At 46.2% G+C, this 26,206-nt stretch carries 19 protein-coding genes; 2 read left to right on the forward strand and 17 right to left on the reverse strand.

Annotated elements, in window-relative coordinates:
• Positions 1 to 314 precede the first annotated feature (314 nt).
• From BLV50_RS10295 to BLV50_RS10350, 12 genes are all read right to left on the reverse strand, one after another.
• Positions 315 to 3,986 (reverse strand): dynamin family protein, encoded by a 3,672-nt coding sequence (locus BLV50_RS10295; RefSeq protein ID WP_090807346.1) that lies wholly within the window; start codon positions 3,984 to 3,986, stop codon positions 315 to 317.
• Positions 3,987 to 4,040: 54 nt separating this feature from the next.
• Positions 4,041 to 4,250: a hypothetical protein gene (locus tag BLV50_RS33070; protein ID WP_072733387.1), complete on the reverse strand. Its 210-nt coding sequence runs from the start codon at positions 4,248 to 4,250 to the stop codon at positions 4,041 to 4,043.
• Positions 4,251 to 4,281: 31 nt separating this feature from the next.
• Positions 4,282 to 4,554, reverse strand: a complete 273-nt coding sequence (locus BLV50_RS10305) for a hypothetical protein (RefSeq protein ID WP_024630585.1) — start codon at positions 4,552 to 4,554, stop codon at positions 4,282 to 4,284.
• A 23-nt stretch (positions 4,555 to 4,577) separates the two neighbouring features.
• Positions 4,578 to 5,273 carry an endonuclease III gene (nth, locus tag BLV50_RS10310; protein WP_063566827.1) on the reverse strand — a complete coding sequence of 232 codons (696 nt, stop codon included), beginning with the start codon at positions 5,271 to 5,273 and terminating at the stop codon, positions 4,578 to 4,580.
• Positions 5,274 to 5,435: 162 nt separating this feature from the next.
• Positions 5,436 to 8,174, reverse strand: coding sequence for an S-layer homology domain-containing protein (locus BLV50_RS10315; protein WP_090807348.1), 2,739 nt, complete (start codon positions 8,172 to 8,174; stop codon positions 5,436 to 5,438).
• 72 nt (positions 8,175 to 8,246) lie between these two features.
• On the reverse strand, positions 8,247 to 8,930 hold the full coding sequence (locus BLV50_RS10320; protein ID WP_090807350.1) for a GerMN domain-containing protein: 684 nt from the start codon (positions 8,928 to 8,930) through the stop codon (positions 8,247 to 8,249).
• A gap of 35 nt (positions 8,931 to 8,965) precedes the next feature.
• Positions 8,966 to 10,378, reverse strand: coding sequence for an N-acetylmuramoyl-L-alanine amidase family protein (locus BLV50_RS10325; protein ID WP_063566824.1), 1,413 nt, complete (start codon positions 10,376 to 10,378; stop codon positions 8,966 to 8,968).
• Positions 10,379 to 10,636: 258 nt separating this feature from the next.
• The gene (locus tag BLV50_RS10330; protein WP_090807352.1) at positions 10,637 to 12,043 is read right to left on the reverse strand and encodes an N-acetylmuramoyl-L-alanine amidase family protein; all 1,407 of its coding nucleotides are present in this window, start codon (positions 12,041 to 12,043) and stop codon (positions 10,637 to 10,639) included.
• A 274-nt stretch (positions 12,044 to 12,317) separates the two neighbouring features.
• Positions 12,318 to 12,935, reverse strand: a complete 618-nt coding sequence (gene leuD, locus BLV50_RS10335) for a 3-isopropylmalate dehydratase small subunit (protein ID WP_063566822.1) — start codon at positions 12,933 to 12,935, stop codon at positions 12,318 to 12,320.
• Positions 12,936 to 12,966: 31 nt separating this feature from the next.
• Positions 12,967 to 14,388 carry a 3-isopropylmalate dehydratase large subunit gene (gene leuC, locus BLV50_RS10340; protein WP_063566821.1) on the reverse strand — a complete coding sequence of 474 codons (1,422 nt, stop codon included), beginning with the start codon at positions 14,386 to 14,388 and terminating at the stop codon, positions 12,967 to 12,969.
• Between the two features lie 455 nt (positions 14,389 to 14,843).
• Entirely contained in the window at positions 14,844 to 17,432 is a 2,589-nt protein-coding gene (locus BLV50_RS10345) for a metallophosphoesterase (RefSeq protein ID WP_090807354.1), read from the reverse strand.
• A 19-nt stretch (positions 17,433 to 17,451) separates the two neighbouring features.
• Complete coding sequence (locus BLV50_RS10350; RefSeq protein WP_256337919.1) at positions 17,452 to 18,288, reverse strand: chitosanase; 837 nt, start codon at positions 18,286 to 18,288, stop codon at positions 17,452 to 17,454.
• Between the two features lie 301 nt (positions 18,289 to 18,589).
• On the opposite strand from BLV50_RS10350, the gene BLV50_RS10355 reads away from it, so the two are divergent.
• Positions 18,590 to 19,429, forward strand: coding sequence for an AraC family transcriptional regulator (locus tag BLV50_RS10355; RefSeq protein WP_090807356.1), 840 nt, complete (start codon positions 18,590 to 18,592; stop codon positions 19,427 to 19,429).
• A 257-nt stretch (positions 19,430 to 19,686) separates the two neighbouring features.
• Here the strand turns inward: BLV50_RS10355 and nagA are convergent, their stop codons facing one another.
• A complete protein-coding gene (nagA, locus tag BLV50_RS10360) occupies positions 19,687 to 20,829 on the reverse strand; it encodes an N-acetylglucosamine-6-phosphate deacetylase (RefSeq protein WP_063566818.1) in 1,143 nt (380 codons plus the stop codon).
• Positions 20,830 to 20,855: 26 nt separating this feature from the next.
• Entirely contained in the window at positions 20,856 to 21,641 is a 786-nt protein-coding gene (locus tag BLV50_RS10365) for a DeoR/GlpR family DNA-binding transcription regulator (RefSeq protein WP_177031153.1), read from the reverse strand.
• A 457-nt stretch (positions 21,642 to 22,098) separates the two neighbouring features.
• Between BLV50_RS10365 and BLV50_RS10370 the strand changes: the two genes are divergently transcribed.
• Positions 22,099 to 23,019 carry a LysR family transcriptional regulator gene (locus BLV50_RS10370; RefSeq protein WP_064636917.1) on the forward strand — a complete coding sequence of 307 codons (921 nt, stop codon included), beginning with the start codon at positions 22,099 to 22,101 and terminating at the stop codon, positions 23,017 to 23,019.
• Between the two features lie 220 nt (positions 23,020 to 23,239).
• On the opposite strand, the gene BLV50_RS10375 is transcribed toward BLV50_RS10370, so the two are convergent.
• The 3 genes from BLV50_RS10375 to BLV50_RS10385 all read right to left on the reverse strand — a co-directional run bounded on the left by BLV50_RS10375 (position 23,240) and on the right by BLV50_RS10385 (position 26,028).
• Positions 23,240 to 23,425: a hypothetical protein gene (locus tag BLV50_RS10375; RefSeq protein WP_024630602.1), complete on the reverse strand. Its 186-nt coding sequence runs from the start codon at positions 23,423 to 23,425 to the stop codon at positions 23,240 to 23,242.
• A gap of 86 nt (positions 23,426 to 23,511) precedes the next feature.
• Positions 23,512 to 24,333 (reverse strand): carbon-nitrogen family hydrolase, encoded by an 822-nt coding sequence (locus tag BLV50_RS10380; protein WP_072733397.1) that lies wholly within the window; start codon positions 24,331 to 24,333, stop codon positions 23,512 to 23,514.
• Positions 24,334 to 24,381: 48 nt separating this feature from the next.
• Positions 24,382 to 26,028, reverse strand: coding sequence for an ABC transporter substrate-binding protein (locus BLV50_RS10385; protein WP_090807361.1), 1,647 nt, complete (start codon positions 26,026 to 26,028; stop codon positions 24,382 to 24,384).
• Between the last annotated feature and the right edge of the window lie 178 nt (positions 26,029 to 26,206).

Genomic DNA, 26,206 nt, shown 5'->3' on the forward strand with positions numbered 1-26,206 from the left:
CTCCTCTTATATCGTTCAAAATCAGTATGAACATTTATGAAGTTTATCACCGTCCCCCCTTCGCGGCAAAGCGAATAAGCGACCATATTCAGGCTACTTTCACCTTAATGCGTCATTAAGGGAGGTAGATACCCTTCTATCAATCAAATGTTTGAATATTCTCTTCCTTTCAGGTTGTTCGTACCAAAAAAGGCTCCCTGTATACCTTTAGAGGCAGGGGCCTTTTTTGGTACAACGACAACATTTCAACATATCGCTGTATATCTCATTTCGCTTTTCAACCGTTTACATACAGACATGGATTTGAATACCTTTTATTCACATTCAATCTGCCCCAGTTGTACAGACAGACTCTCCCATTCTTCGGCAGGAATTCCACTGGTCAGAGTCTCATGGAGGGCACTCACGGCCTCCTCAAGTCTCTCTTCCAATTGACGGGATTGATGCTGCAAAGACTGCCCAAGCTGGTTGTCATAGAATTGGACCAGCTTATTTTCCGCAGCAGGCAGAACATCGATCACCATCTGTTTAATAACTGGGTCAAGTGCCTCCTGCAGCCGCTGTCGTCCATCTCCTTCGAAGAACTGTTTTGGATTACGGAAATAACTCAGATATGTTTTCCAACCCGAAGGTTCTTCCAAACGCACCTCGTCCAGGACAGGTGTACTCCAGCGTTCGTTCAGCGGCAACGACAGATCCATTCCTCCGGATAATCGTTTCAATTCATCTACACATTCGGTCACTTGTTTGTGCAGCCAAGTCTGACCCGCCTGTTCGAGTCGGAGTGTAGTGGCAAGCAGTTCCTGCTCCAGTTCGATGGCAATCATGCGCAGCAGTTCGCGACCGCAGGCTGCAAAGGCTGCTTTCAGATTCCCACGATCCTCACGAAGAACGGATGGATGGAACGCTTCTGCCATGAACAGACCAAAACGATAACCCAGGCGCTGCCGCACATGGAACAGAAGTTCAGACGTTTCCTGAGCCAGTTCTGCCTTCATGGACCGTTCCGCAAGCAAATGTACCCTCTGAAGCGACTGTTCCTGGATTGAGCCCAGCTCATCCCGACGTCGCTGTAGAACCTCTTCCCCCTGAGTCGCATCCTCGGCACGTGTCTTCAGACGTTTTATCACCCGTGCGATCTCTTCAGAAGCTCCACCAACTGCAAGGTCCGCAAGCTCACTTCCTGCAAATCGGTTAAATTCTTCCTCGAACTGAATGAAGCCGGATTTCTCCAGCAAAGTCGCATCATTGCCCGTCTTGCCTTCCATTGCCAGCATGCTGGATACAGGAAATAGGCGTGGTGCCCGAATGCCATTACTGCGCAGCTGAGTACTCACATGGTCAAGAACCTGCTCCAACTCCTCTTCAGAGGAAGACAAATCACTTGCATTAACTACAAAGAACATTTGATCCATCGCCGAGCTGTCTTTGACGCGTCCCAATTGATTCAGGAACTGTCGGTCTCCTTGAGAGAAGGCATGATTGTAGTACGTTACGAAAATGAGTGCATCCGCATTCTTCATATAATTGAATGTGACGCCCGTATGACGGGCATTCACAGAGTCAGCCCCTGGCGTATCTACAAGGACAATGCCTTGTTCTGTCACATCACAACTGTAGTACAGGTCAATACTATCGACAAAGCAAGACTTCTTCTCATTGGCGACAAAGTTACGATATCCGTTCAGATCCACCAGCACATCCTGGCCGAGTTGAGCTGCGGTGTCCTCCCAGCCTGCTGCGGCTGCCTGCAAAAAGCTGTAATGCGGGCGCCCCGCCGGATGCACATCCTGTGGTGAAAGGGCTTTGACGCGTTTTTGCCAGTCTGCCCCAGGCTCGCCCAGTCCAAGCAAACGGAAGGAATACGCAAGATCCTCCTGGAAGGCGTCCGGGGACTTCATCCGGACCCGGGCAGTTCCATGCTCCGCGCCACCGGTCGGAGCCATGATCCGGTTAATTGCCGCTGTCGTTGGATGCGGCGAGACCGGTAACACGGCTTCGCCCAGCAACGCGTTGGCGAAGGAGGACTTACCGGCGCTGAACGCTCCGAACAGCGCCAGCGTAAACGTGCCGCCCGCAAGCGAAGCCGCGCGTGCACGCAGATCCCGTACCGCCGACCCCATGGCGGGGTACGGCTCTACCAGCGCAGCGGCGGCTTCCAGCCGTGCCGCCGCTGCGTCCAGGCGCCGGCGGCGCTGTGCGCCAGCCGCCGGCTGCCCGTGCACCGCCGCTTTGCGCGGCGGCGGTGCCCCTGGAGTCTGTGGCTGCGCAGCCACAGACTCTGCCGTGCCCGTGTGCGGGCCGGGTGCTTCACCCGGCTCGTGCGCGGGCACGGGCGGGCCCTGCACCTCCGGCAATAGCCCGGAGGTGAGGGGGCCCGCAGGCGGCAGCAGGCTGCGCAGCCCTGCTGCCTCGGCGTCGGCGGCGCGCTGTAACGCCGTGTAGCGCGTCGCCGACGCGGATTGCGCCAGCAGCGCTGTGCGGCTGGCGTCCAGCGCCTGGAGCGCGGCTTCGCCTTGCGCGCCCAGCGCTTCAAGCAAGCGGTCGGCCAGCATCATGGCCGACCTGCGGTAACGGGCCTCAATCTCGCCCCGTATATCTTTGCTGAATTGAAGCACATACTCGGGAGATACTTCTGCGCTGGCGCTCCGTTTCATCTCCAGCAGTGCTTCATCTACTGTAGGCAGCTCCGCGTTCAGCGCCTGCTCCCACTCAGCACCCCACAGCTGATGGGCTTCGCCCAACTGTCTAAGCATGGTACGGATATGCACTTCTACTTGTCCCGAGACCTGATCATGCAGAAGTCTCACAAGCTCAGCGGCACGACGCAGTTTCTCCTGCTCGGTTTTACCACCAGAGAACAATAAGCCTACCCGGAAACCGGGTTTACGGCTCTCCAAATAAGCTGCCGCAGAGGTACGAATATCGGCAGGGGTTAGGTTCGCATTTGCCAGAAGGGGTTCCAACTCCGCCCGAAACTTCTCCCGTTCCCGTGATGGTTTGGAACGAAGTTCTGCTTCCTTTTGATCCAGGAGACCCAACTCCCGTTCCAGGTGTTCAATACCTTCCTTGCCCCCTACTTCCTCCAGGAGCGCTGTCTCTTCCTCTTCGCGTTCTTCCGCACGTCTAGTCAGGTGCTGCTCAGTCACATGGCTCGCAGAGCTTGCAAGGCTATGCTTGATTAACCCTTCCTTCTCATTCATCATATGTTCAATCAGTTGAGGAAGCTGCTTCCACTGGCTGTAACGATGCTCCTTGTCCCGAAGCGAAGTAAACAGCAGACCATCATACCGGACTTCCCAGGCTGCAAAAATAGCTTCTACACCTTCAACATATTGGTCAAACGAAAGCTCCCGTTCCCGATGTTTATCAATCTGGTTTACGATTAGAAACAACGGTTTGCCCCAATCGGATAAACTTTTGGCAAAAGAAAGGTTGCTTTCCGATTGCACATGGTTATAATCCATCACATAGAACACCACATCGGCAAGATGAAGTGCTGAATGTGTTGCTAGGCTGTGCCCCTGATCGGTCGAATCCACGCCTGGTGTATCAAGTAATACCGCATCATCTTTCAGTAGGGGAATGTCGTCCCATACTTCAATGGAGGTGTATGCCCCACCATTCTTGCAATACTCTTCCAATTGTTCTGGCGAAACCTCAAGTACTCCCGCTGAATTGTCAGCGCTTACGTTCGATGACGTATAAATAAGTGCTCTCGGCTCACCGTTACGGATGGATACAACATTCGCACTTGTAGGTACAGGACTCGAAGGCAAAACCCGCTTGCCACATAAACTATTAATTAGACTCGATTTGCCTGCCGAGAAGTGTCCACAAAACGCAATCGTTAACTGTTTCATTTCCGCCTTACTGATCAAATCCGTTAAAGCCTGTACAGCTGTATGGTCCCCTGTCTGCTCCATCGCTTCTCGCAGTGGAAGCAGAGGTTTGGCCATCTCTACTGGGTAATCTGTTCTGGACATGACTGGCCTTCCCCCTGGCTCCTCTAATTTGACATCTGGTCCGATGTCTTTATCTTATAATTCATTTATTTTACCATTATCAAGTTTGAAATTGAACGGTTTGAAGGCAAGATGGCTGACAAAGAAAATTGCACATCGCAATTCTCCACATAAAAAAATAAAACCGATCCTGTCGGTTTTATCTGTGAAACGATTGTATTCCATAAGAAGCATGCTGCGTCCATGCCCAATGGGATCACCTTCAAAAGGATAACCCAGTGACATAGAAGCAGCATATCTTATTATTCCAAATCTCTTAAGAAACAGCGTTCTCCATCGAAGGCAGCAAAATTTCAAATACTTGTCCATGCTGCAGAATCGTAATGTCACGACCTTTGTCTCTCATGACAACCACTTCTGGTTTCGTGGACATACGCTCCAAATAATGTTCAGGCACATCGCCAGAATGGCTTACAGTGATGCCTTCTACTTCTTTTTCTTCGTTTTCAGCCATTTCCTGTTCAACGATTTGTTCGAAAATATCGGAGAAGGCCTCAAAATTGTCAGTGTACACGGAAATGCATTTCATGATTACTCATCCTCTTCTACTCATTAATTTATTTTTCGTTTTGGGGTTGTGGCACGTTCCTTATCTTTCCTGATTTGGGACGTTTTCATACGCTTTTTACCTTCTCTGCATATGTCCAGCAATGGACAGACATGACATTGAGGGTTTTGTGCCTTGCAATGGTAGCGTCCAAAAAATATGAACCGATGATGAGTTAAAGTCCACTCATCCCGGGGTACGCGCTTCATCAGTTTTTTCTCGACTTCAAGTACGGAGTCATCCCAACCTGCTAGTGCCAGCCTTTTGGATACACGTTCAACATGCGTATCCACCGCAATTGCCGGGACTCCAAATGCATTGGATACAACGACATTTGCAGTTTTCCGCCCGACACCAGGGAGCGTCACAAGCTGATCATGTTCCTGCGGTACATCACCGCCATACTGCTCTATTAAAATTCGGCACATGTTCTGAATATGCTTGGCCTTGTTTCGGTACAAACCGATACGCCGGATATCCTGTTCCAGTTCTTCGAGAGGAACAGACAGATAATCGGCAGGACTGGTGTACTTTTTGAACAAGTCTGCGGTTACCTTGTTTACCGTTTCGTCGGTGCACTGGGCAGACAATAGGACGGCTACAGTCAATTCAAACGCATTGCTGTGATTTAATTCGCAATGTGCATCAGGAAACATCGCTTCCATTGTTTCGAGTATATGCCTAACAGTGGCTGCATTCATGAAGAGCTACCTCCCACAAAATGACTCCACGAGGTGGAGCCTTACTTCGAAGCTTCTTTCGAGTACTTTGCGGGGACCCCAAAATCTTGCAAAAAAAACGTCCTGATACGGGAAAGATCCCGCATCAAGACGGTCATTCTTTTGATCCTCGAAAAGAAACGATTACTGTTTTTGGATCTCCAGTACAACGTTGTTCAGGAGATACAATACAATATTATCATTATCTTTGAGAGATTGCACGCTTAAAGTGTTGTCACCCTGGTGAACAAATGCGCCTGTACCCAGTGCAAAACGATAATTCGTGTCAGATGTGGACTCACGTTTAACCAAAATTTGGTTACCGACTCCATCATAAGACCAGAACTGTTTGCTCATGACCGTCAACACTCTGAAACGGGTGGAATTATCCGTATCCTTTGTCATCTCAACACGGTCACCTACAGTAAGACTGCCAAGTGTGGTTAACGTAGATCCCGATTTGACCACTTTTACAGAACCACTAACAGGAACCGTCTCACTTTGACCATTGAACAGTTTCAGTGTAACTGACGAAGCATCAACAGATGTAACCTCCGCAAGCGTACGTTTAACGACTTGAACCGCTTTAGGCGTAGTTCCTTCAAATGTAACGTTAATCAGGTTGCCCGCTGTCAATTGTGACGCCGTAATGGTCTGACCACTTTCTCCTGTCAAAACCGCTTGATCGACATAGAACTGACTTGTCAGCGAGTCCGATTTCACGCGAACACGTCCATTGGTTTCTACAGAGACTACTTCAAATTGAGCCACGGTGTTCAAAGCCACTTTCTGCACATAGTCCTGATTCGAACCAAGCGTAACTGTGACACTATCACCGATCTTCAGATCACTCAGACTTGCTCCAGATTTGTTGTAGATCTCAATTGTTGGAACCGTAGAGTACGGCACCGTGATCGTTTGGTTTCCAGACAACAAACTGATTTTTCTGCCCGAAGTATCAATACTGCTGATTGTGCCTTCGTATTTGTAGATCACTTTAACGGATAGCGCACGAGTTCCCACATACGTCAGATCCAATTTGCGACCATCATTTAACAAAGACTCCAATCCAGCAAGTGTAGGCTTCGTTGTGTTGTAGTCCAGCTTCGTTTTGTCATCCAGCGTGAATACAAACGGTTTTTTATTGCTGTCGAGAACCGTCAATACTTTTGTTTTACTGTTATAGGATACAACGGAAACCCCGTTCATTGGCTCCATCTGACGTCCGATTACTTGAATGCGCGTCACACGATCTTCAGAGTTTAGCGTAAGCTCAACCTGATCTCCATTGGTTGCGTCCGTAATCAGATCATTCAGCGTTGCATCCTGGATTCCGTTGATGACTACTTCAGGCTTTTCTACCAGCAGCTTCGCTTCCAGCGATCCACCTTCACGTTTAAACGTCAGTGTGGACTGGTTACCACCGATCTCCACCAGTGTACCGCGTAAAGACTGCTCTACACCTTGCGACAATTCGATCGTTTGCAGGATGCTGTCTTTCACCGTATACTTCACTGCACTTCCCGCTTTGAGCTCAGCCAAGGAAAGGATTCGGTCCTGATATCGAATGATCAGATTATCGTTATACGTGTATTGCTCTGTAGTTCCGGCTGCATTGGTAAGCTTAACCGTTTTGGCAGAAGTCGTTACTTCAGCAACGACACCACTATCACTTTTGTTAACAATACCGGACTTCACACGAATAACAACTGTCTTTTTGTCAGCCGAGAACGTCTCACGTTGTACTTCAATGGTGCTATCTGCTGTAATATCAGACAGTTTGATTGCATTTCCATTTTGATCCATAAATGCTGTTGTCTCATCATAGCCGTACGTTTCATAATTCTCGCCTACAAACAAGCCAATTTTATTACCTGATAATGAACGAGCAAACGTACCTTCAACGCTTTCTACCTGCGGCGTAGCATCGACCACTTCGACATAGGAAGCCGTACCGGTAGTACCTACAATCTGAACTTTTGTATACAGCTTCACATCCGCAGACGATGCACGGGATTCACTGTCTTTTGTAAAGTAAGGCGTACTGCTGTTCACTGCGAAGTTAACAGCTTTTCCGTCCACAACAAGCGTAATCTGCCCATCTTTTATTCCAGTTACATAACCCGTGAATGTGTTCGCATACTTCGTATCCGTTAACGTTTCGCCGCGGCTAAAGAATGTAGCAAGTTGGGCACGAGTTACAGAGCCCGTTGGGTTAAACTTGTTGCCTTCTACACCTTTGGCCAGATCCAAACTTACAGCCAGATTGATGTACCCTTTGCCACTTTCGGAAATGCTATCATTATCTGCAAATCCGGTAGATTGATTGTTTTGTGCTTTCGCTTCAGCATCTTTGTTCAACGAACGGATCAGCAATTTTGTAATCCATTCACGTGATGCCTGCTTCTGCCCCCAGGATGTTTTGGATACATCCACAGTAGATTCTTCGGTTTTATCAATCAGTCCCAGTTGAAGCGCCAAAGCGACATATGGCTTGAAATAGTTTCCCACTTCCATATTTGTCGGTAATGCCGTAGCCGTGCTGTCGTTCAACTGGTTCTCCTTGTTCATAAAACGGATCGCCATCGTCACAGCTTCCTGCTGTGTTACCGCGTCTCCTGGACGGAACAGGCCGTTGTTACCGAGAAGAATGCCTTGATAGGCCAGTTTGTACACATGTTTCTCAGCCCAATATCCGACCTTGATATCACTGAACAAACCGGTTGGTGCAGCTGTATTGCTTACAGTTGCAGTCTGGCCTTGCCCCGTATCTGTTGATTCTGCTGCCATGGCAGCTCCGCCAGCGCTAAGGGCCATCATGCCTGCAAGCACGGCTGAAACTACTTTTTTAGAGTGTGATGGATTGTTATATTTAAAAGTCACCTGTGATTCCCCTCTCTCATGTAAAACGGCCGATATTCCGCAGATTCACGGTAAAACAACATGCTGTACAACCTATTCGGATCGTGTCATTGGATGCTCAAGATCCACATGGCCCATCAAACTCTCGGATTGCTGGCCATCTACCAGCAAATCAAGTGATTTGACTTCATCAAACTGGAAGAATGTTTGCTTCAAAGCATCAATGGCAAACACTTCGCCACCTGCACCAAGACGTGCTGTATCCGGCATGTGAATATCCAGGGTAAGCGCGCCATCTTTAAACTGAACAGATTTCAATTCAATTTCTTTCGCCCAAAGCGGAACGAGTTTGTCGTCCTTGCTTTGTTGTAGCGCCGCAAATGCAGCCTTGTACTTGGCTTCATCAGAAGCGTAAGAAATATCTGCCGATGCTTTGTGCAATTCCAACTCTTCCAGATCTGTGTAGTACACTTCAATGGTCTTCTTCTCATTACTTTCGGAAGTTCCAGGTTTCTCTGAAGTAGTTCCACTCGATGGAGTCGTTGTACCCTCCGTAGTGCCTTCAGTGTTATCCGGTGTCGTTGTTGTTGTATCCTCCGGATCCACAGTTACAGGTTCAGTAACATCCGTCTCATTCTGATCCTCAGGCGCATTATTCTCTGTTCCCGCACCTTGAGTCTGATTTGGAGCTGGAGCAGCTGTTGGCTTGCTTCCACATCCAGCAGCAACTGTCATAACCGTTACCAGCAGCGCTGCAATCCATAATTTTTTGTTCATTCTAACTCCGCCTCCTGATCATAAGGGTTGAACCCTTATTTAATTCCCAGATACTCCTTGATCCCTGCAACAATCCCTTTGGCTACACTGTTCTGGAAACTTTCAGTGAACAATGCGGCTTCATCGCTCTTGTTGCTCAGGAAACCGGCTTCCAGCAAAACAGCCGGCATCGTTGTTTCACGGGTTACGTGGAGACTTGCCGTTTTTACTCCGCGGTCCTTCAGACCAGATGATTGCAAGAGATACTTGTGCATCACCGTAGCCAATGCCTTGCTATTCGAACGGGTGTAATACGTCTCCACACCGTTTGCCGCTGCAGACCCGCTGTTCGCATGAATGGAAATAAAGATATCCGCCTTCAATTTTTCTGCGATCTTTACTCGTTCACTCAAAGCCAAAAATGTATCATCGCTGCGCGTCAGCACAACGTCAATGTTAGATTCTTTTTTCAGCAATGCTTCCACTTTCAGAGCCATTGCCAGATTGAAGTCTTTTTCCTTCTTGCCGGTTACACCGATGGCTCCCGGGTCCTGATTACCATGTCCAGCGTCTACAACAACAACTTTTTTACCATTGTTTCCAACAGGAGGTTGCGGTGTTGTAGTGCCTTCTTTGTTCAGATCAATCATAACCAGACCGGAGTCACTTTGCACGTCATAACCTTTGGCATTGCTCAGATCAATGACAAAACGAAGAGTAGAAGGACTATTGCTGTACAAGGAATAACGAATCTTCGACACATCCGGATATCCACTCACGACAAGCTGTCCATTCTGGTTGCTGTCCAAAGCTTGTCCTTCACTAAAAGAGTCAGCGAATGCGGTATTTGGCAAGTCTATAACGATTCGATCCGGTCCTGTCATCGTGAAGACGTTCGGCTTCGTATTTCCACTTGTTGCAATCAAAAAGCGGTTGTCACTGAAGCTGATGCCGTTCACCAGTACAAGACCATCCTGATCCGATCCTCCACCATCATTACCAGAGTTCGGAGGAGTGGTTGTCCCGTTTCCGGAACCTGAATTCTGGGTAACTAATGTTACCGTCTTCGTTGTATTGTTCCAACCCACCTTAAGACCCATTTGCTCACCAATGAACCTTAAAGGCACAAGTGTGGTTCCATTTTTCACGAGTGGCGGGGCATCCAGGTTCACGTTACTGCCGTTCACCGTTGCCGTCTTCTGTCCAACAATCATCTGCATGGCAGTGTTGTCTTTGCTAATAGTCACGGTGCTTGTTGCCTGTTTCCAGTCCACACCATATCCCAGGCTCTCCGAAATAACCCTAATCGGAACCATCACGCTGCTATTGATAATTTCCGCTTTGGCATCCGTAGGCTGCACAATTTCTTTCCCATCTAGGATAATGTGCGTATCTGCTGCTGCATGACTATAGCCCGGGAAAACGAGCCCAAAGACAAATAACAGTACCAAAAAACCGAACTTCTTCATCCTTCACCCCTACCATTCTCATATTTTTTTGCCGCATGTTGTGAACCTTCAGCTCCGACTGACTACTGAGGCATTACCAGACACCTATTAGACGCCTCGTACTCTCAAAAGTTGCGAATATATTCCAACATAACAGAAAAAAAACGTTGTCAAATCAAGCTTTTTCTACATTTTATTGTCTGAATTTTTCCTTAATTATCAATTATGCATCTCGAAACAACGGACTACCCTGACCTTCATATTTGCGCACAACCCACATTAAAGACCCAAATATTCTACAATTCCGTCTACGATGGCCTGTGCACATTTGTTCTGATAATCTTCAGTCAGCATCATTGCTTCATCAGCTGGATTACTCAGAAATCCAAGTTCAAGCAGAACTGCGGGCATCGTTGTTTCACGGGTTACATGCAGACTTGCCGTTTTGACTCCCCGATCCTTAAATCCTGTAACCTGCAACACATGCTTATGCAAAACATCGGCCAAATCCTTGCTATCTTTACGACTGTACAACGTTTCAATTCCATTAGGAACAGGAGTTGTAAACTTGTTTCCATGGATCGACACAAAAATATCCGCCTGATTCAGCTGGGCAATATCTACACGCTGCTGCAGGGATAATTCCGTATCATCCTGCCTTGTAATCACCGTCTGAATCTCCGTAAATTGTTGCAGAAGTGCCTGAACTTTGAGTCCCACAGCCAAATTAAAGTCCTTCTCATAGGCACCTGTCACACTGACGGCCCCTGACTGTCGTCCACCATGTCCTGGATCAATAATGACAACCTTTTTGCCATCATTGGTTGGCACAGCAGGCTGACTTGTTGGTTCTCCATTACTCGCCGCAAGGTCAACAAGCAACACGTTGTTCTCGCCCAGTGACCATTTGGCAGTCGCCACCTGACTCAGATCAAGGACCACACGCACCGTTGAAGGCGTTTGGCTGAACATTGCATATCGCACCTTGGAAACCAGCGATGAATCCGTAACCAGAAGAGTTCCGCTGCCATCCGGATTGGAAGCCTGTCCCTGGATGAACTCCTTAGCAAATGTGGTGCCGGGCAGATCTACGATGATACGATCAGGTCCGCTGAGACTGGAAACCTTCGGTGTGATTTTCCCGTTCGTCGCCAAGATTAGACGGTCCCCGCCGAAGCTGATACTTTGAAGCTCAGACAGACCTTCTGGTTCAGGAGCCTCCACTGGGTCATTTTCACCTTCGGTACCTGCTACAGGAGGAATACTTGATAGGCTTACTGTCTTGGTTCCATTGTCCCATCCCACCTGAAGACCCATGCCTTCACCGACAAAACGTAGCGGAACCAGTGTAGTCCCCTGTTTAATTAGAGGCGGAGAATCGAGACTCACCCGATTTCCATTCACGGTGGCCGCATCTTCGCCTGCCGTCATCTGGATACTGCTGTTACCTTTGAGAATACGAACAGTCTGAGTGGCTTTCTCCCATTTCACCTGATAACCGAGGTTTTCAGAGACGATCCGAATGGGCACCATCACGGTTTTGCCAGTATTCTCGGCTGGAGCTCCCGACTGCTGGTTAATGGTCACACCGTCCAGCACAATCGAGGGAGACGAATCGGCATTTGCCATGACAGGAAATAAACAGAGGAACAGAAAAACAAAGACTGCTGCCGACCATTTCTTCATACATCAACCACCATTCTGTTTGTCTTTTGAACCTTCGACCTGATTCGCAGTGATGCAACACTCGACTCTATCTACCCTTCCATAATCTACTAATCAGTTTATCAGATATTGTCACTTCATCCGGTTACAACGTTGTCATATTTAGTCGGAATATCCTATAACTCGAAAACATAATTGCATCATTGCCAAATGCAAAAAACCTCCAATTCGATCCAAGGAACGGTGAAGTTCCCTGCACGATTGGAGGTTTGAAATACAAATTACAGATGAAAGATTAGACTGAGGCCGTTTGTCCAAACAGCTTTGCCGCGTGGCGTTGTTCATAAGCCCCTATTTCGTCATCATGTTGAAGCGTGAGACCAATATCGTCCAATCCTTGCAACAGGAATTGGCGACGATGCTCATCCAGATCAAAATCAATATGCAGTCCGTATGCATCTGTAATCGTTTTGTTTTCCAGATTCACATTCATCTCATAGCCTTCATGTGTAGCTGTACGCTGGAACAGATCTTCAACCTGCTCTTCGGAAAGTTTGATCGGCAAGATCCCGTTTTTGAAACAGTTATTATAGAAGATATCCGCATACGATGGTGCAATTACACAACGGAAACCGTAGTCCATAATGGCCCATGGTGCGTGCTCACGAGAAGATCCACAACCAAAGTTGGCGCGTGAGATCAGAATGGATGCCCCTTCGTAGCGAGGTTTATTCATTTCAAAAGAAGGATTGTTGTTGCCCTCTTCGTCAAAACGCCATTCGTAGAACAAAAATTGTCCAAATCCGGTCCGTTCGATCCGTTTCAAAAATTGTTTCGGAATGATTGCATCTGTATCTACATTGACCCGGTCTACCGGTGCAACGATGCCTTGCAGTGTTTTGAATTCTTCCATATCATTCGTTCTCCCTTCAATCCGTTCGTTGTTAGATAGCTGCTTCCGTTTTGAAATTCCAGTCACGTACGTCAACGAAGTGTCCCTTAACCGCTGCTGCAGCCGCCATTGCAGGAGATACGAGGTGAGTACGTCCTCCACGTCCCTGACGTCCTTCAAAGTTACGGTTGGATGTCGAAGCACAACGTTGTCCGGGTTTCAATACGTCCGGGTTCATTGCCAGACACATACTGCATCCTGCATCACGCCATTCAAATCCAGCCTCAGTGAACACTTTATCCAGACCTTCTTTTTCCGCCTGAATTTTAACACGTCCCGAGCCTGGTACAACGATCGCTGTAACATTACTGGATACGGTGTGACCTTTGGCTACCTGTGCAGCAGCACGCAAATCTTCAATCCGTCCATTCGTGCATGAACCGATAAATACATAATCAATTGGAATTTCGGAGATTGGTGTTCCAGGTTCCAAGCCCATATATTCAAGCGCTTTTTCAGCTGCTTTACGTTCGTTTTCAGTTGGCAATTCAGCCGGGACAGGAACTTTCGAAGAAATGTCGGTTCCCATACCTGGGCTAGTACCCCAAGTCACTTGCGGAATCAATGATTCCACATCGATTTCAACAACATGGTCGAATTCAGCACCTTCGTCGGTTACAAGCTCTTTCCAGGCAGCAACCGCTTCATCGAATTGGCCATCGGCAGGTACGTATTCACGTCCACGCAGATATTCAAAAGTTGTTTCATCCGGAGCAATCATGCCCGCTCTTGCTCCACCTTCGATGGACATGTTGCAGACGGTCATACGCTCTTCCATGCTCAGTTCACGGATCGATTCACCTGTATATTCAATAACATATCCAGTAGCAAAGTCTGTACCGTATTTGGCGATGACTGCGAGAATCATATCCTTCGCCGTTACACCCGGGTTACGTTTGCCGACAAAACGAACTTCCATCGTTTTGGCTTTGGCTTGCTGCAAACATTGGGTTGCCATAACATGTTCTACTTCACTCGTTCCGATCCCGAATGCGAGTGCGCCAAATGCGCCGTGTGTGGACGTGTGGCTGTCGCCACATACAATCGTTTTACCTGGATGAGTCAGACCGAGCTCAGGACCCATAACGTGTACAACACCTTGATCAATGGTATCCAGATCATACAGTTTTACGCCGAAGTCACGGCAATTTTGTGAAAGTGTGTCGATTTGTTGTTTGGAGATTGGATCCGTAATGTTAAAACGATCTTTCGTTGGAACGTTGTGATCCATTGTTGCGAACGTCAACTCAGGGCGACGAACTTTACGACCACTCAGACGCAGACCTTCAAACGCCTGTGGGGATGTTACTTCATGCACCAGATGCAGATCAATATACAAAATGCTTGGTTTGCCTTCTTCCTGATGAATCACGTGGTTTTCCCAAATTTTCTCAAACATCGTTTTTTTACTCATCATTTTCACCTCATCATAAGTTCGGTCCTTGGAAGAGCCTCAGTAGTTTCTTTAAAAGTGAAGCTCTTGAATGACATAAATATATCACCCTGTCCTTCATTGTTCCAAGATATAATATCTATAGATGTAATAGGTTTAACCTATAATGAGGGAAAAGCAAATAAACCACTGCTCTATGCAGAGGTTTCAATTGATAACAATTATCATTATCATATAAATCTTATACTACGTTCCAGCTTCTTCGCTGTCAATGCTTTTTATATTAAATAGAAAAAAAGCAGCCCTGATGCCAGGGCTGCGATGACTAATTCTCACCAGCTCTAGACGGTCCCGTCCACACACAGTACAAACGACGTATGAATAACCGAATGAAATAAATGAGACAACGGATCAGCAGATTGAGGTCTTGAAAAAAAGTACGATCGCTACCTCCCGTATTCCCCACATCTATCCATTCATTGCATTCCTGCCTCTGCTGGAAGTGAATTACTTCTTGTCCCCACTGCTTTAATAACGAAATTGTAGGCTTTGGCAGAATCTATGCCGTTTAAAGTATAGCTGTAACTTGTCTGACCGCTGACCGCCGGCACATACAAGCTCCAATTCGTGCTGACTTTATCATTCTTCTCGTAAATCCGGTAACCTCGCACCGGCTCAGAGCTAGTTGCTGGCGCTTTCCACGAAAGAACTGCACGGTTCGCTGACTGTCTTACTGCGCTTGGATTTTCGACTATGCCTGGTTTGCCGTCCGTCCGTTTAATACTGTAAGCATCATAGACGGCAAGAGGTTTATCTTTAACTGCTGTGTAGGATGTAACTTTCAGCACGTCGCTTGTAATGGAAACATCCAGGAACATTTTCTTATTGGGCTGATCGTTTTTTGCTGCAAAAAACGTGTCTGCGTCTGGATTAAGAGCATAGAATTTCGAAGCGGCCGAGTTCCCCATTAGATACACGGTCCCTTTGGGATTCAGCACATTTCCATGCTCATCGGTAATGACATTCTTAATCGGAACATTGTTCAGCATTTGAAAAGATCTCATATACATATGGTCATGTCCCTCAAACACCATATCCACACCCAGCTCATCAAATACAGGAATCAGATATTTCCGGTAAAATTCTACACGTTCGCTTTCTGCCGAAGCATTATCTCCTGAAGAATAAGCTCCCTTATGCATAGAGACGAATTTCCACTTCTTGTCGGTCTTTGCCACCTGATTCCGCATCCATTCCAATTGCTTCGTGAACTGAATATCCGCTTTGTACGGCTTGACCTCCCCTTCGTACTGGGAATTGATTTGCATAAACAGGGCATCGCCGTATTCGAAAGCATATACCGACCCGTCATGAGCACCAGTCCCCACATCTTTTGGAAGATTAAAATGGTTATAAAAATTATTATTCGGATAATCCTCGATCTCATGGTTGCCGATTATCGGCGCAAATGGTACATTGGCAAATTCTTTTTTCGGCACACCCAAGAACCACTGCCACAGCTGCTCCAGATCACCGTCATCCGTTAGATCCCCTGTAAGAAGAACAAACTTTGGATCTACCGTTTTCTCAATAGCTCTCTTAAAAGTATCCTGCCACAGATCGAAATTGGATTTACTTGAGCCTTGGGTGTCGGTTACATAGAGGAAATGGAAATCCTGATTATCCGCCTTGTCTGTGGTAAAAGAACCCGTCTCGCTCCAGCCGTCCACATCACCGTTACCGGCGCGATACATATACTTGGTTCCAGGCTTAAGACCGGTTGCAATAACCTTGTGGCTGGCGAACTTCTTATACTTCTTGGAACTTCTGTCTCCTAACGTCATTAAGGTTTCAATAATTGTTGAACTACCCTCATAAGAAGTTGCCAGCTGTTCTGGGAATTCGCTTCCTCCGGCTTTGGAGGCCTCCACTACTTGCACTACTGTACTTCTTACGGTTTCGGCCGTATACCAGTCAAAAGCGATACTTGTCTTGGGGTCCCCATTAAAAGTCATATTCAGCAGCGTTGGTGTTTTGTTGCCGGTATCCGGAGACTTCGTCTTAAAGCTCCAAGTAATATCGTTGTCCGGTGTCCGGCCGTCCCCAGTCCCCTTAACAAGTTCTTTAGGGATGGTCACCTTGTAAGTTTTGCCGGCAGTAAAATTAGGATGGCTGACTTTAACCGTGTCTTGACCGAGGGGCGAGGCAGAGATGTTGGTAAGAGGGACATTATTTTCTGTGATTACAACTTGATGACCACTAACGAGACTAATGGCTTTATTAAACTTCACTGTAATCTCTGCGTTAAGGGAAACATCTGAAGCCCCTGAAGCGGGAGTTTTATTTACCTCAAGTGTGGGAGTGTTCCCTGGTTCGCCGCTGATGCGTGTTCCTTTAATTACCACATCTTTGATTCTGCTTGAACCTGAGCTGGACACCGTTCCCCCGCTTACGCTTTTCGCAGAGTTTACCACCCAGCGGATATAGAGTACATCTTGATTGTTTGTTTCCGCAGGCAATGCGAGGTTCGTTAATTTGCAGGAATTATTGGAACAATTAAAATTGTTCTGGGCAAGAACCATTTTGCCGCCCGAAACATCTGTCCATTGTTGCTGATTCGTACTGTATTGCACCTTAAAATCCCTAGGTCCTGTACTTGAAGATGTTTGCTGTGAAGAGAGGTCGATACCTTCGAAACCTTTGGTCGAAACCGTGGCAAGCCAGTACTTAATGCCCGTTCCTTCATGCCAGCCCTGGTTGCGTACGCTGTTCTCACCTGACTCATAGGTGTATGCATCCGTATTTGTTCCTACATCACGAATGGATGAAGCTGTTTGATATATCCCGCCGGTAGCCGGAAATACTCCGTTCTCACCTTTGTCTTTAAAAATCCACTGGGCAATCGTTTCCTCAACTGCAGTTGCTTCACTTGCAAGATCTTCCTCATTTCCTTCCCTTCCTGCTGAGACAAAACCGGTCAGTTCCATGACAAGCAGCAAACCTATAACCAATAGACTAATTACCTTGGAGAATCTGTTCTTGAGATAAGATTGGTTGTTGTCCATTCGCCTCATCTCCCTCATATTATTGGAGTTTCCAGTTGGTAACTTGAAGTACTGCCGAATCTGCGCCCTTCAGGTCTGTTTCTCCCATGTTCAGCAAATTGCTCCACTGCTTCACACGATTCTTTCCGTTAGGCGGAGAGTTGTAGTCATTCGTATCCACAATCTTGGTCCGTTCTTTATAGAATGTAGTCATGAAAGTCTTCTCATCCGTGCTGCCTCCTGATTTACCCAAAAGCCCTTGAAGGGTCTCAGAACCGCCGGTCGCTCCATGGTTCAGCGCTGCGTCCACGAAGGAACCAATCGTTAATGCCGAGTTAAAGCCGCGTTTGCGGGCCTGATCCACACTGTACTTAATATAAACATTGTAGAACGTTTTCCACATAGCCTCTCTCCACTCGGGATCATTTTGCAAATTGCCGATTTTTTTGCAGAAACTCTTTTCGCTTTCATTGATTTCGAGGATCTTCCCTTTCATCGAACCCTTGACACCGATCCGGGCCAATGCTCCCTTAACCGAAGGATTACTCGCGCCTTTGGCAGCGTCATATTCCTTGAACAGATCCGGACCGTCGGGACCGGTATCATTTGAGCCGCCTGTAGTCGCACCGAATATTCCAATCGTATATCCGCGGTTATCATCAATATCTTCACAATATCCGTAAAACTTGGTCCAGTTCAGATCGTCCTGCTCCGGTTTGTTGACAAGCATCATAATATTGTTCCACTGCTCACCATCCAGACCTGTGTTGGTACGTAAGAATTGAAGTGTTGCAGGGGAGAAATTAGAATTAGGGTTCCCTGCCGCGTAACTTTTCTGTTGAGACGTATTGGACAGAGAGCCATAAGAAAAAATCATTGAAAAACTGAGCAGGAGCATCAATGAAAATTTCATCTTCTTGAAAACCTTACTGTTCGTTGAATTAAGCACCGCAATCTCTCCCTTAATTGAATAGTATAAGCGCTTTAACTTTTAGAAATAGGAACCCTATCCCCAAACCTATCCGCCCCCCTCCTTTTTTAACGATTAATAAATTCCACTCAAGCTTATCTCAGAAAAATTAACTATACAGCACGTATTTTCTTGTAATTATTAAATTTTCATACATATATTGCTATGAACCTTAGATCAAGTCTACAATCCTCTTAGGAGGTGCTGAATGAAGCCGGTATTTTATGAGTCTGCTCTTTTTGATGTCAGCCGCAAGAAACAGGTATACACCAGCATGCCTTCAAGACACTATCATGATGCTTATGAGATTCTGTATTTAATATCCGGGGATTTTTATTATTATATAGGCGATAGAACCTACCAGGTTGCGGGCGGAACACTGCTATTTATGGATATTCACGAAAGGCACAAACTGGTTAATTCCGGCTGCAATATGTATGAACGAGTTACACTGCTTTTTAAGAAAGAATTCCTGCAGCAATTCTGCACCCGCGGTCAATGTGAGGATCTGCTCGAATTGTTCAAAAGTGATTACCGTGCTTTGAAGATGACCGGAAAGGATCAGCATTTCATCGAACAGCTTTTTCAGAAGATGATCCAGGAAGGGAAAAAGCAAGCCCGCGGGTATGAACAATACCAACAAATATTATTGGTAGAGTTGCTCCTCTATCTTAACCGTAAACTATTTGACAGCCTTGTCGCTCCATTGGTGGAATCCAATCGTACACACAAGAAAGTCCTAGACATCGTTAATTATGTAAATCAACATTATATGGAACCGCTTAAGCTCTGTGAGATTTCACGGCAATTCGACATAAGCTCTTCCTACCTTTGCCGAACTTTTAAAGAATCCACCGGGTTCAGCTTCATTGAATATATCAATAACATCCGTATTAAAGAAGCTCGTGATTTGCTGGTGGGCTCTTCTTTTAATGTTACTGAAATTGCGGGAATGGTTGGGTTTGATAACACTTCCCATTTTGGAAGAACCTTCAAATTAGTGATGGGCATCTCGCCACTCTGCTTCCGCAAACAATTTAAATCTTAATAGCAAAATCACTGAAATACCAATCATTAAAGAAAATAAAATGCCCAATTCTTCAAAATCGGCAATGGATTCTGTAAGGCAATACGTTAGCGGATCCATCCATTACAATCACTCACTTTCCTCATCCCAATTCAAGTCGAAATTTCGTTTCCCAACCCAAGAACCCCTTATAAAAAAGGGGTTCTTGGGTTTATTTATGTAAAGCCCACTAGACTTATCTAATGGGCTTTCTCTGTGGAATCGCAAATAATAGTGATTTATAGAATTTGACCGCCCACCATCGTCCAGAGAACCTGAAATTCATCATCCAATAGGACCAGGTCGGCATCGAAACCAGAGGAAATTTCCCCCTTTTGTTGAAATCCAAGAATATTGGCCGGCGTATTTGAAGCCATCTGTACGGCATCTATCAAGGGAATTCCGGTTTCGACAGTATAACGTAAGGCTTCATTCATGGTAACTGTACTGGAGGCCAGTGTTCCATCCTCTAGTCTTGCAATGCCACCCGAAACCGTGACATGATGGCCTCCAAATAGATAATTCCCATCGCCCATACCCATTGCTTGTAAAGCATCTGTGATCAAGACCATTCCTTCCGGTCCTTTCAGGTTATGAATCAGTCGAATAATAGCAGGATGCAGATGGACATTATCCACAATAGCTTGAAGACTTACATGTTTCTCTTCAAAAGCAGCCACGATTAGACCCGGATCTCGATGATGGATCGGCCGCATGCCATTAAAACAATGCGTCACATGACTCGCACCTGATGCAAAGGCTTGTTTGGCTTCCTCATATGTGGCATCCGAATGAGCGATCGCTATAACTACTCCCTGTTCTTTCAAAAAGGAAATCAAGTCCATTCCTCCCGGCAGCTCGGGAGCAATAGTAACCATCTTAATGAGTGACCCTGCTTCCTGGAAAATGATCTTCATTTCTTCTATGTTGGGATGCCGCAAATACTTTTCATTCTGCATTCCTTTTCGCTTCGGGTTCAGATACGGTCCCTCTAAGTGAATCCCTGCGATCTTTGCTCCCACTTCTTGTCCTATTACACGCTTGACACTACGAATCATTTCCAGAAGATCCTCCATCGTAGAACTAACAGATGTAGCCAGAAATGAGGTACACCCCGTTAAAGCACATTGGCGTGAAACTTCTTGAATACTCTCTTCAGTACCGTCCATCATATCAAAGCCATTGGCACCGTGGATATGAACATCTATCATCCCAGGTACTAGCAAATGTCCTCTCCCATCAATCCGTTCATACTCCCCTTCTAGCGTAGGAAGATCACCTGTGTCTACCCTCATGATTTTCCCTTCAGAAATCCACACATTGGCTGATGGAACGATACGGTTGCGAAGTGCCATTTGTACATTATGCAAAATATAATCCATAAAAATCCTCCTCTTCCCGATGGTTATCAGTCTTGCTTTCGAACCTCTTCATTTTCTTCCTGACACTCAATAACAGTGATGTTCTTCTGATCCAGAACTTCTCTGATCTCACTCGGGAGTTCCTGATTTGTGACTAAAATGTCAACGAAATCAAAGTCCAGCCGATGAATAGATTTGCCAATAAATTTTGTATGATCGGCTACTACGATAACCTGATCAGATCTTCTGGCCATTTCTTTCTTTACCCGGGCATCTTCTTCATATGGATAATAAAGTCCATCAGACCGGATCGCCGATGCTCCGATGAAGGCTTTATCAGCACGAATTTCACTTAGTTTATCGATAATGGAAGAACCATATAAAAAGCGGTGCTTTACATTCAAGTAACCACCGAGAATATAGATTTGAAGATCCTCTCGATTGGACAAGATCCCTACGTTATCAATCGAGTGCGTGACCACCGTGCAATTTTTTGCGCTAATTTGTTCCGCTACAAATTGCACCGTGGTTGATACGTCTAAAATCACAGTCTCATGGTCTTGGATAAGTTTTGCCCCACACTTCCCTATTTTTTTCTTACTCTCGGATTCATCAATCAAACGATCCTGATAAGACAGCATTTCTTTCTGTAACTCAGGTAACGATAGCCCCCCATGAGTTCGAATCACAACGCCTTCTTGTACTAATCTAACAATATCCCTTCGTGCAGTATCCCTTGATACTTCAAACAGCGTACATATATCTGTAACACTCATCGATTGGTGATGTTTCAAGTATTCGAGTATTTTTAACAATCTTTCCTCTTGATACACAATACATGCACCTCCTTTTAAGTAAGTATAAGTTTTATTTTTAATTTTCGCAAGTTATTATAAGTAAACCTTAAGTAAGTGCAAGTATTTATTCCTGACTGTTCAATGAAAAAGACGTTAGCCAGATGAATTTACATCCGTTAACGTCTTCATAAGTTAAGATTTACTGCTAAGAAAAAATTAATGAATGGATTTCGGAGCCATTTGCTTATCAAATTGACTTAAATCACTCAGATAAATATGATCTTGAGTCCAATGGACTCCCAATAGGTTTTTTTTAATGCTCGTTGCAGAATTGGACTTCACGCTTTTCACCCCCTTGAGGGAGTTTCTTTTTGTTATAGTTTTGCCTGTGTTGTATTAACTCTTTTAAGCAGTTTAAGCGTTTCAGTTAAACTAATCATTTCTTATTTGTAGTGATATAATGATGGCATAACGAAAGGAATGAAGTGTGCATATGGAATTCAGACAACTTCAATATACGCTTCAAATTGCGGCAGAGCGGAACTTCTCCCGAGCAGCCGAGAAACTGCACATCGCCCAGCCTTCTTTAAGTCAGCAGCTATCCAAACTTGAAAAGGAACTCGGCGTACTGTTATTCCAGCGTAATACCAGCACCGTGGAACTGACCCATGCAGGGGTGACTTTTGTAGAGCAGGCTCAGAAAATTATTGATGCAGTCGAGCTGCTCAGACAGGAAATGTCGGACATTTCCCAGCTGCGTAAAGGTAAAGTCGTTGTAGGCAGCATGCCGATCACTGGCTCCCACCTGCTTCCGCATGTGCTTCCCGCTTTTCAACAGGCCTATCCCGAGATTGAAGTAACCTTGCTGGAAGACTCCGGGCTGACGCTTGAAAAGTTGACGGCCAGTGGCAAGGCTGACTTAAGCCTGCTCTCCCTCCCATTGCAGGAGCCAAGTCTATCTTATGTAACGATAGGTGAAGAGCGAATTGATCTGGCTGTTCCCCCAAATCACCCTCTGGCACGCAGAGGAGATCCAGAGCATCCGGTTCCAGTAAGGATGGAAGAGCTTCGCGATGAACCTTTTGTTGTGCTGAAGAAAGGACAAGGCTTCCGTAAACTTACATTTGATCTGTGTGAGGAAGCCGGGTTTGATCCCAACGTGGTGTTTGAGAGTACAAACATTGAGACGGTGCAGTCACTGGTGGCTACAGGTATGGGGATTACATTGGTTCCGCGCTTCATTGCCCGCGCGCCCCGCAGTGAATTTGTTCCTGTTTATGTACCGCTAGCTGAGCCAACCCCCAGTCGTACCCTTGTCGTTGCATACCGCCAAGGACGGGTTCTCTCCAAAGCCGCGGAGGCATTCATCCATACGTTTCAACAAACCGTTGCCGAGCTCTCTCAAGGAGAATAATTGGACGGTCAGCGAATTGGCCCGCCATACATGGCAACAAAATAAACAAAGGCTTGACCCATAAGGGCCAAGCCTTTGTTCTATACTCGTCTCCCGCATCCGCAGGATAAAGTTCTTACATGGTATTAGCAGTACATCATCGTTACAGTACAATGTTGCTGATATCATCATTGAATTGTTAACGTAAAAACGTACATATGAGAATTTCAAGTTTGGCGGTTTATTTTCGCAAATTACGTTCACTTGTCAGCCTGTTCTGTTGATTCACAAGGCGGCCTTCGTCCTGAACAGATTGTTCAGGTGGTGATAGCCCTCCTGCCCCATTCTCTAAGAATGGCCTCAAGTGATCTACCCTAGTGTTTTCCTGTTCCAGTCTCCTGAGCGTATCTTTCACATGGTTGTCCATTGATTGATCATCCTCCTTGGTGACGGGATAGTTATCATTACCCGCCTCCCGGATGAATAAACACTTTATTGGAAAATTGCAGATTTTTATTTGCTGCCAAAATAAATGCCAGGTCTACGGTCTTCGAATACCGGGATACGGCCACGAACCTCATCCACAAGCGAAGGACGGATAACTCCGGTCACGATCTCTTCTCCTTCTCCACCTTCAGCCACAATTTCACCCCAAGGATCAATAATGAGGGAATGCCCGAAAAATTCGGTGTCTCCGCTTTTCCCTACACGATTGCAGGCAATAACGTACATCTGATTTTCGATGGCCCTTGCTGTAAGCAGTGTGCGCCAATGATGCAAGCGCGGGTTCGGCCATTCAGCGGGGACAATTAATGCTTTGGCTCCGTTCAAGGCAAGGGTTCGAGCAAGCTCAGGGAAACGGATATCGTAGCAGATCGAAGCTCCAGCGGTGAGGCCATTTTCCAATTCGAATATTTCCGGTTCTGCACCAGGCTGCAAATACTTTTCTTCATCCATCAGACGGAATAAATGCAATTTATCGTAACGTGTCACCTGATTTCCTTCACTGTTATAGGCGTACATTGTATTGTAAATTTGGCCATTACGTTTCTCCGCAATGGAACCGCCAACGATGGAGATTCGATGTTTTTGGGCAAAAGCCGCGAGCCACTCTCTTGATTTCTGGCCCTCCGGGTCAGCAAGCTCATGAATTTGTTCCAAAGCATAGCCCGTATTCCACATCTCGGGCAGCACAGCCAATCCCAGGTCGGGAACCTGTTCTAGCGCTCGTTCGAGCAAAGACTGCATATGTTTATGGTTGGCCTCAGGGTCTCCGAGCTGAATATCGCCCTGAATCAGGGCCACACGCATTTCCCCTTGTTGTTGTTCTATCATAACCAGCACTCCTCTGAACCGTAATACCTGTAATCATAGCTTGATCATTCAAACATCTGCAACCTGTTTTCGTTCTGAACTCCTACATAATAACTCGGGCAGCAATGTTAACAAACGGTTGCTCGTCAGCGCATCGCCCAAATTCCATGTTGTCTCCTCTACTCCGTACACTTGCCCCTTCTGCACGGCTGGAAGTGCCAGCCAGCTTGGACTCTGCATCAACTTCTCTGTGGCCTGCCTTGCAATAACCTCTTCAGGAAGCAAGACAAATATATGATCACCGGCATACTGACGAATGGCTTCTGACGAAATTTCCTTATACGCTCTGCCCGCGGCAAGCGCCTCCTTCACTTTCGTAACGGGTCTGAATCCCATCGGATGATACAAGAGTGAGGCCAGACCAATATTGCCCATGACAAATAATCGGGCACCCCGATGATAGGTGAATACGGACGCCGTTTCCCCCGGTTCAATTGAAGCATGAATCCTCATCCACATCTTTTCCATACGTTGCTGATAGGAGGAGAGCCATTGTCCAGCCTCTGATTGCTTGCCAAACCAGCTTCCCACCCTGCAAATCCGATCTTCCAGCGTTGCGTGAGAGTTGTATGCCAGTGTGGGTGCAATTCGGGAAAATTGCTCATATTGCTGTTCGTTAGTGCTATCGAAAATGATCAGGTCTGGTCTCATCCGGACTGCCTCTTCCACATTAACCGGGGCAACCGCATCATATGCCTGATCTCCTAACAGACCAATACCCAGCACTCGCAGATCTCCACCGGAATCACCATAAAACATAATTCGCTCCGGTCGTGCCGGAATATTCACATCATGACCCAACCAATCCTGAACCAGTGTTTGTTGCTGAATAGATCGGTCATATTGACGAGGCGATAATCCGGTCATTTGACGAAAACGCCTGCTAAAATAATACTCGTCCTTAAAGCCCACCCGGGTTGCTATATCCCGAAGCGGTTCATCGGATTTGCGCAGCCAATCCTTAGCATGTTTAATTCGTACATGGTTCACATAATCAAGCGGCTTGTGGCCGGTTAATTGTCTGAACAAGGTTGTATATTGCACGGGTCGGATAGCCGCAAGACGTGCCAGTTTCGTTACTGTGATTTCTTCAGCGTAATGGTATTCTACATACTGAATCGTGCTGTGTAGTCTGGATTCCATGCTCTGCTCCGTTTTTGGAGAAGTGTACCGGGTGATGATCATCTCCATCCATCTCTGAAACTGTGCATTTAAATGGATATATTCGGCATCTGTTTGATAATCACGAATGGCATACAATTGCTCCAACAGTCCACTTAACGGGGCATAAGGATAGTCGTTCAATTGATTTCTATGTTCGAATACAGGGCGCGTATACTGTTCCGGATCTCCTGTCAATACATGAATAACATCAAATGATATCACCATATATTTTAATTCCATTCGGTTTCCATGTTCAATTTGGTACCCCTCGCCCGGAGAAAGCGGGTAAACACATCCGGTGGTAAAAGGAAACTGTTCATATCCTATGTATAAGCGACCTTCCCCTTCTTCGCAGATCAAAAATGTATGTTTATCGCATGCCACTTCCAGCATCACCTGTTCTGGTTGTTCAATTCGTTGTTCCAGATGATCCAGCCGAAACATGAATGCTGAAAAATACAACCCTCTCGCATCGGCATTCAAAGCCTGCATGGTGGTTCACCTCGTTCTTTAAAATGAGAATGATTATCATTAAATCTGTATGAACTGATTATAAGCGAGCTTTTGTCATTAATCCAGATCTGGCTGTAATCAGCAAAAAAAGAGCTTTCAACGAAATGTTGAAGGCTCTTTTTTAGTCGGCATTTTCGTTCTTGTTCCAGTAAAATAT

The sequence above is a fragment of the Paenibacillus sp. 276b genome, from assembly GCF_900107875.1.
GTDB classification, from domain to species: Bacteria; Bacillota; Bacilli; order Paenibacillales; family Paenibacillaceae; genus Paenibacillus; species Paenibacillus marchantiae.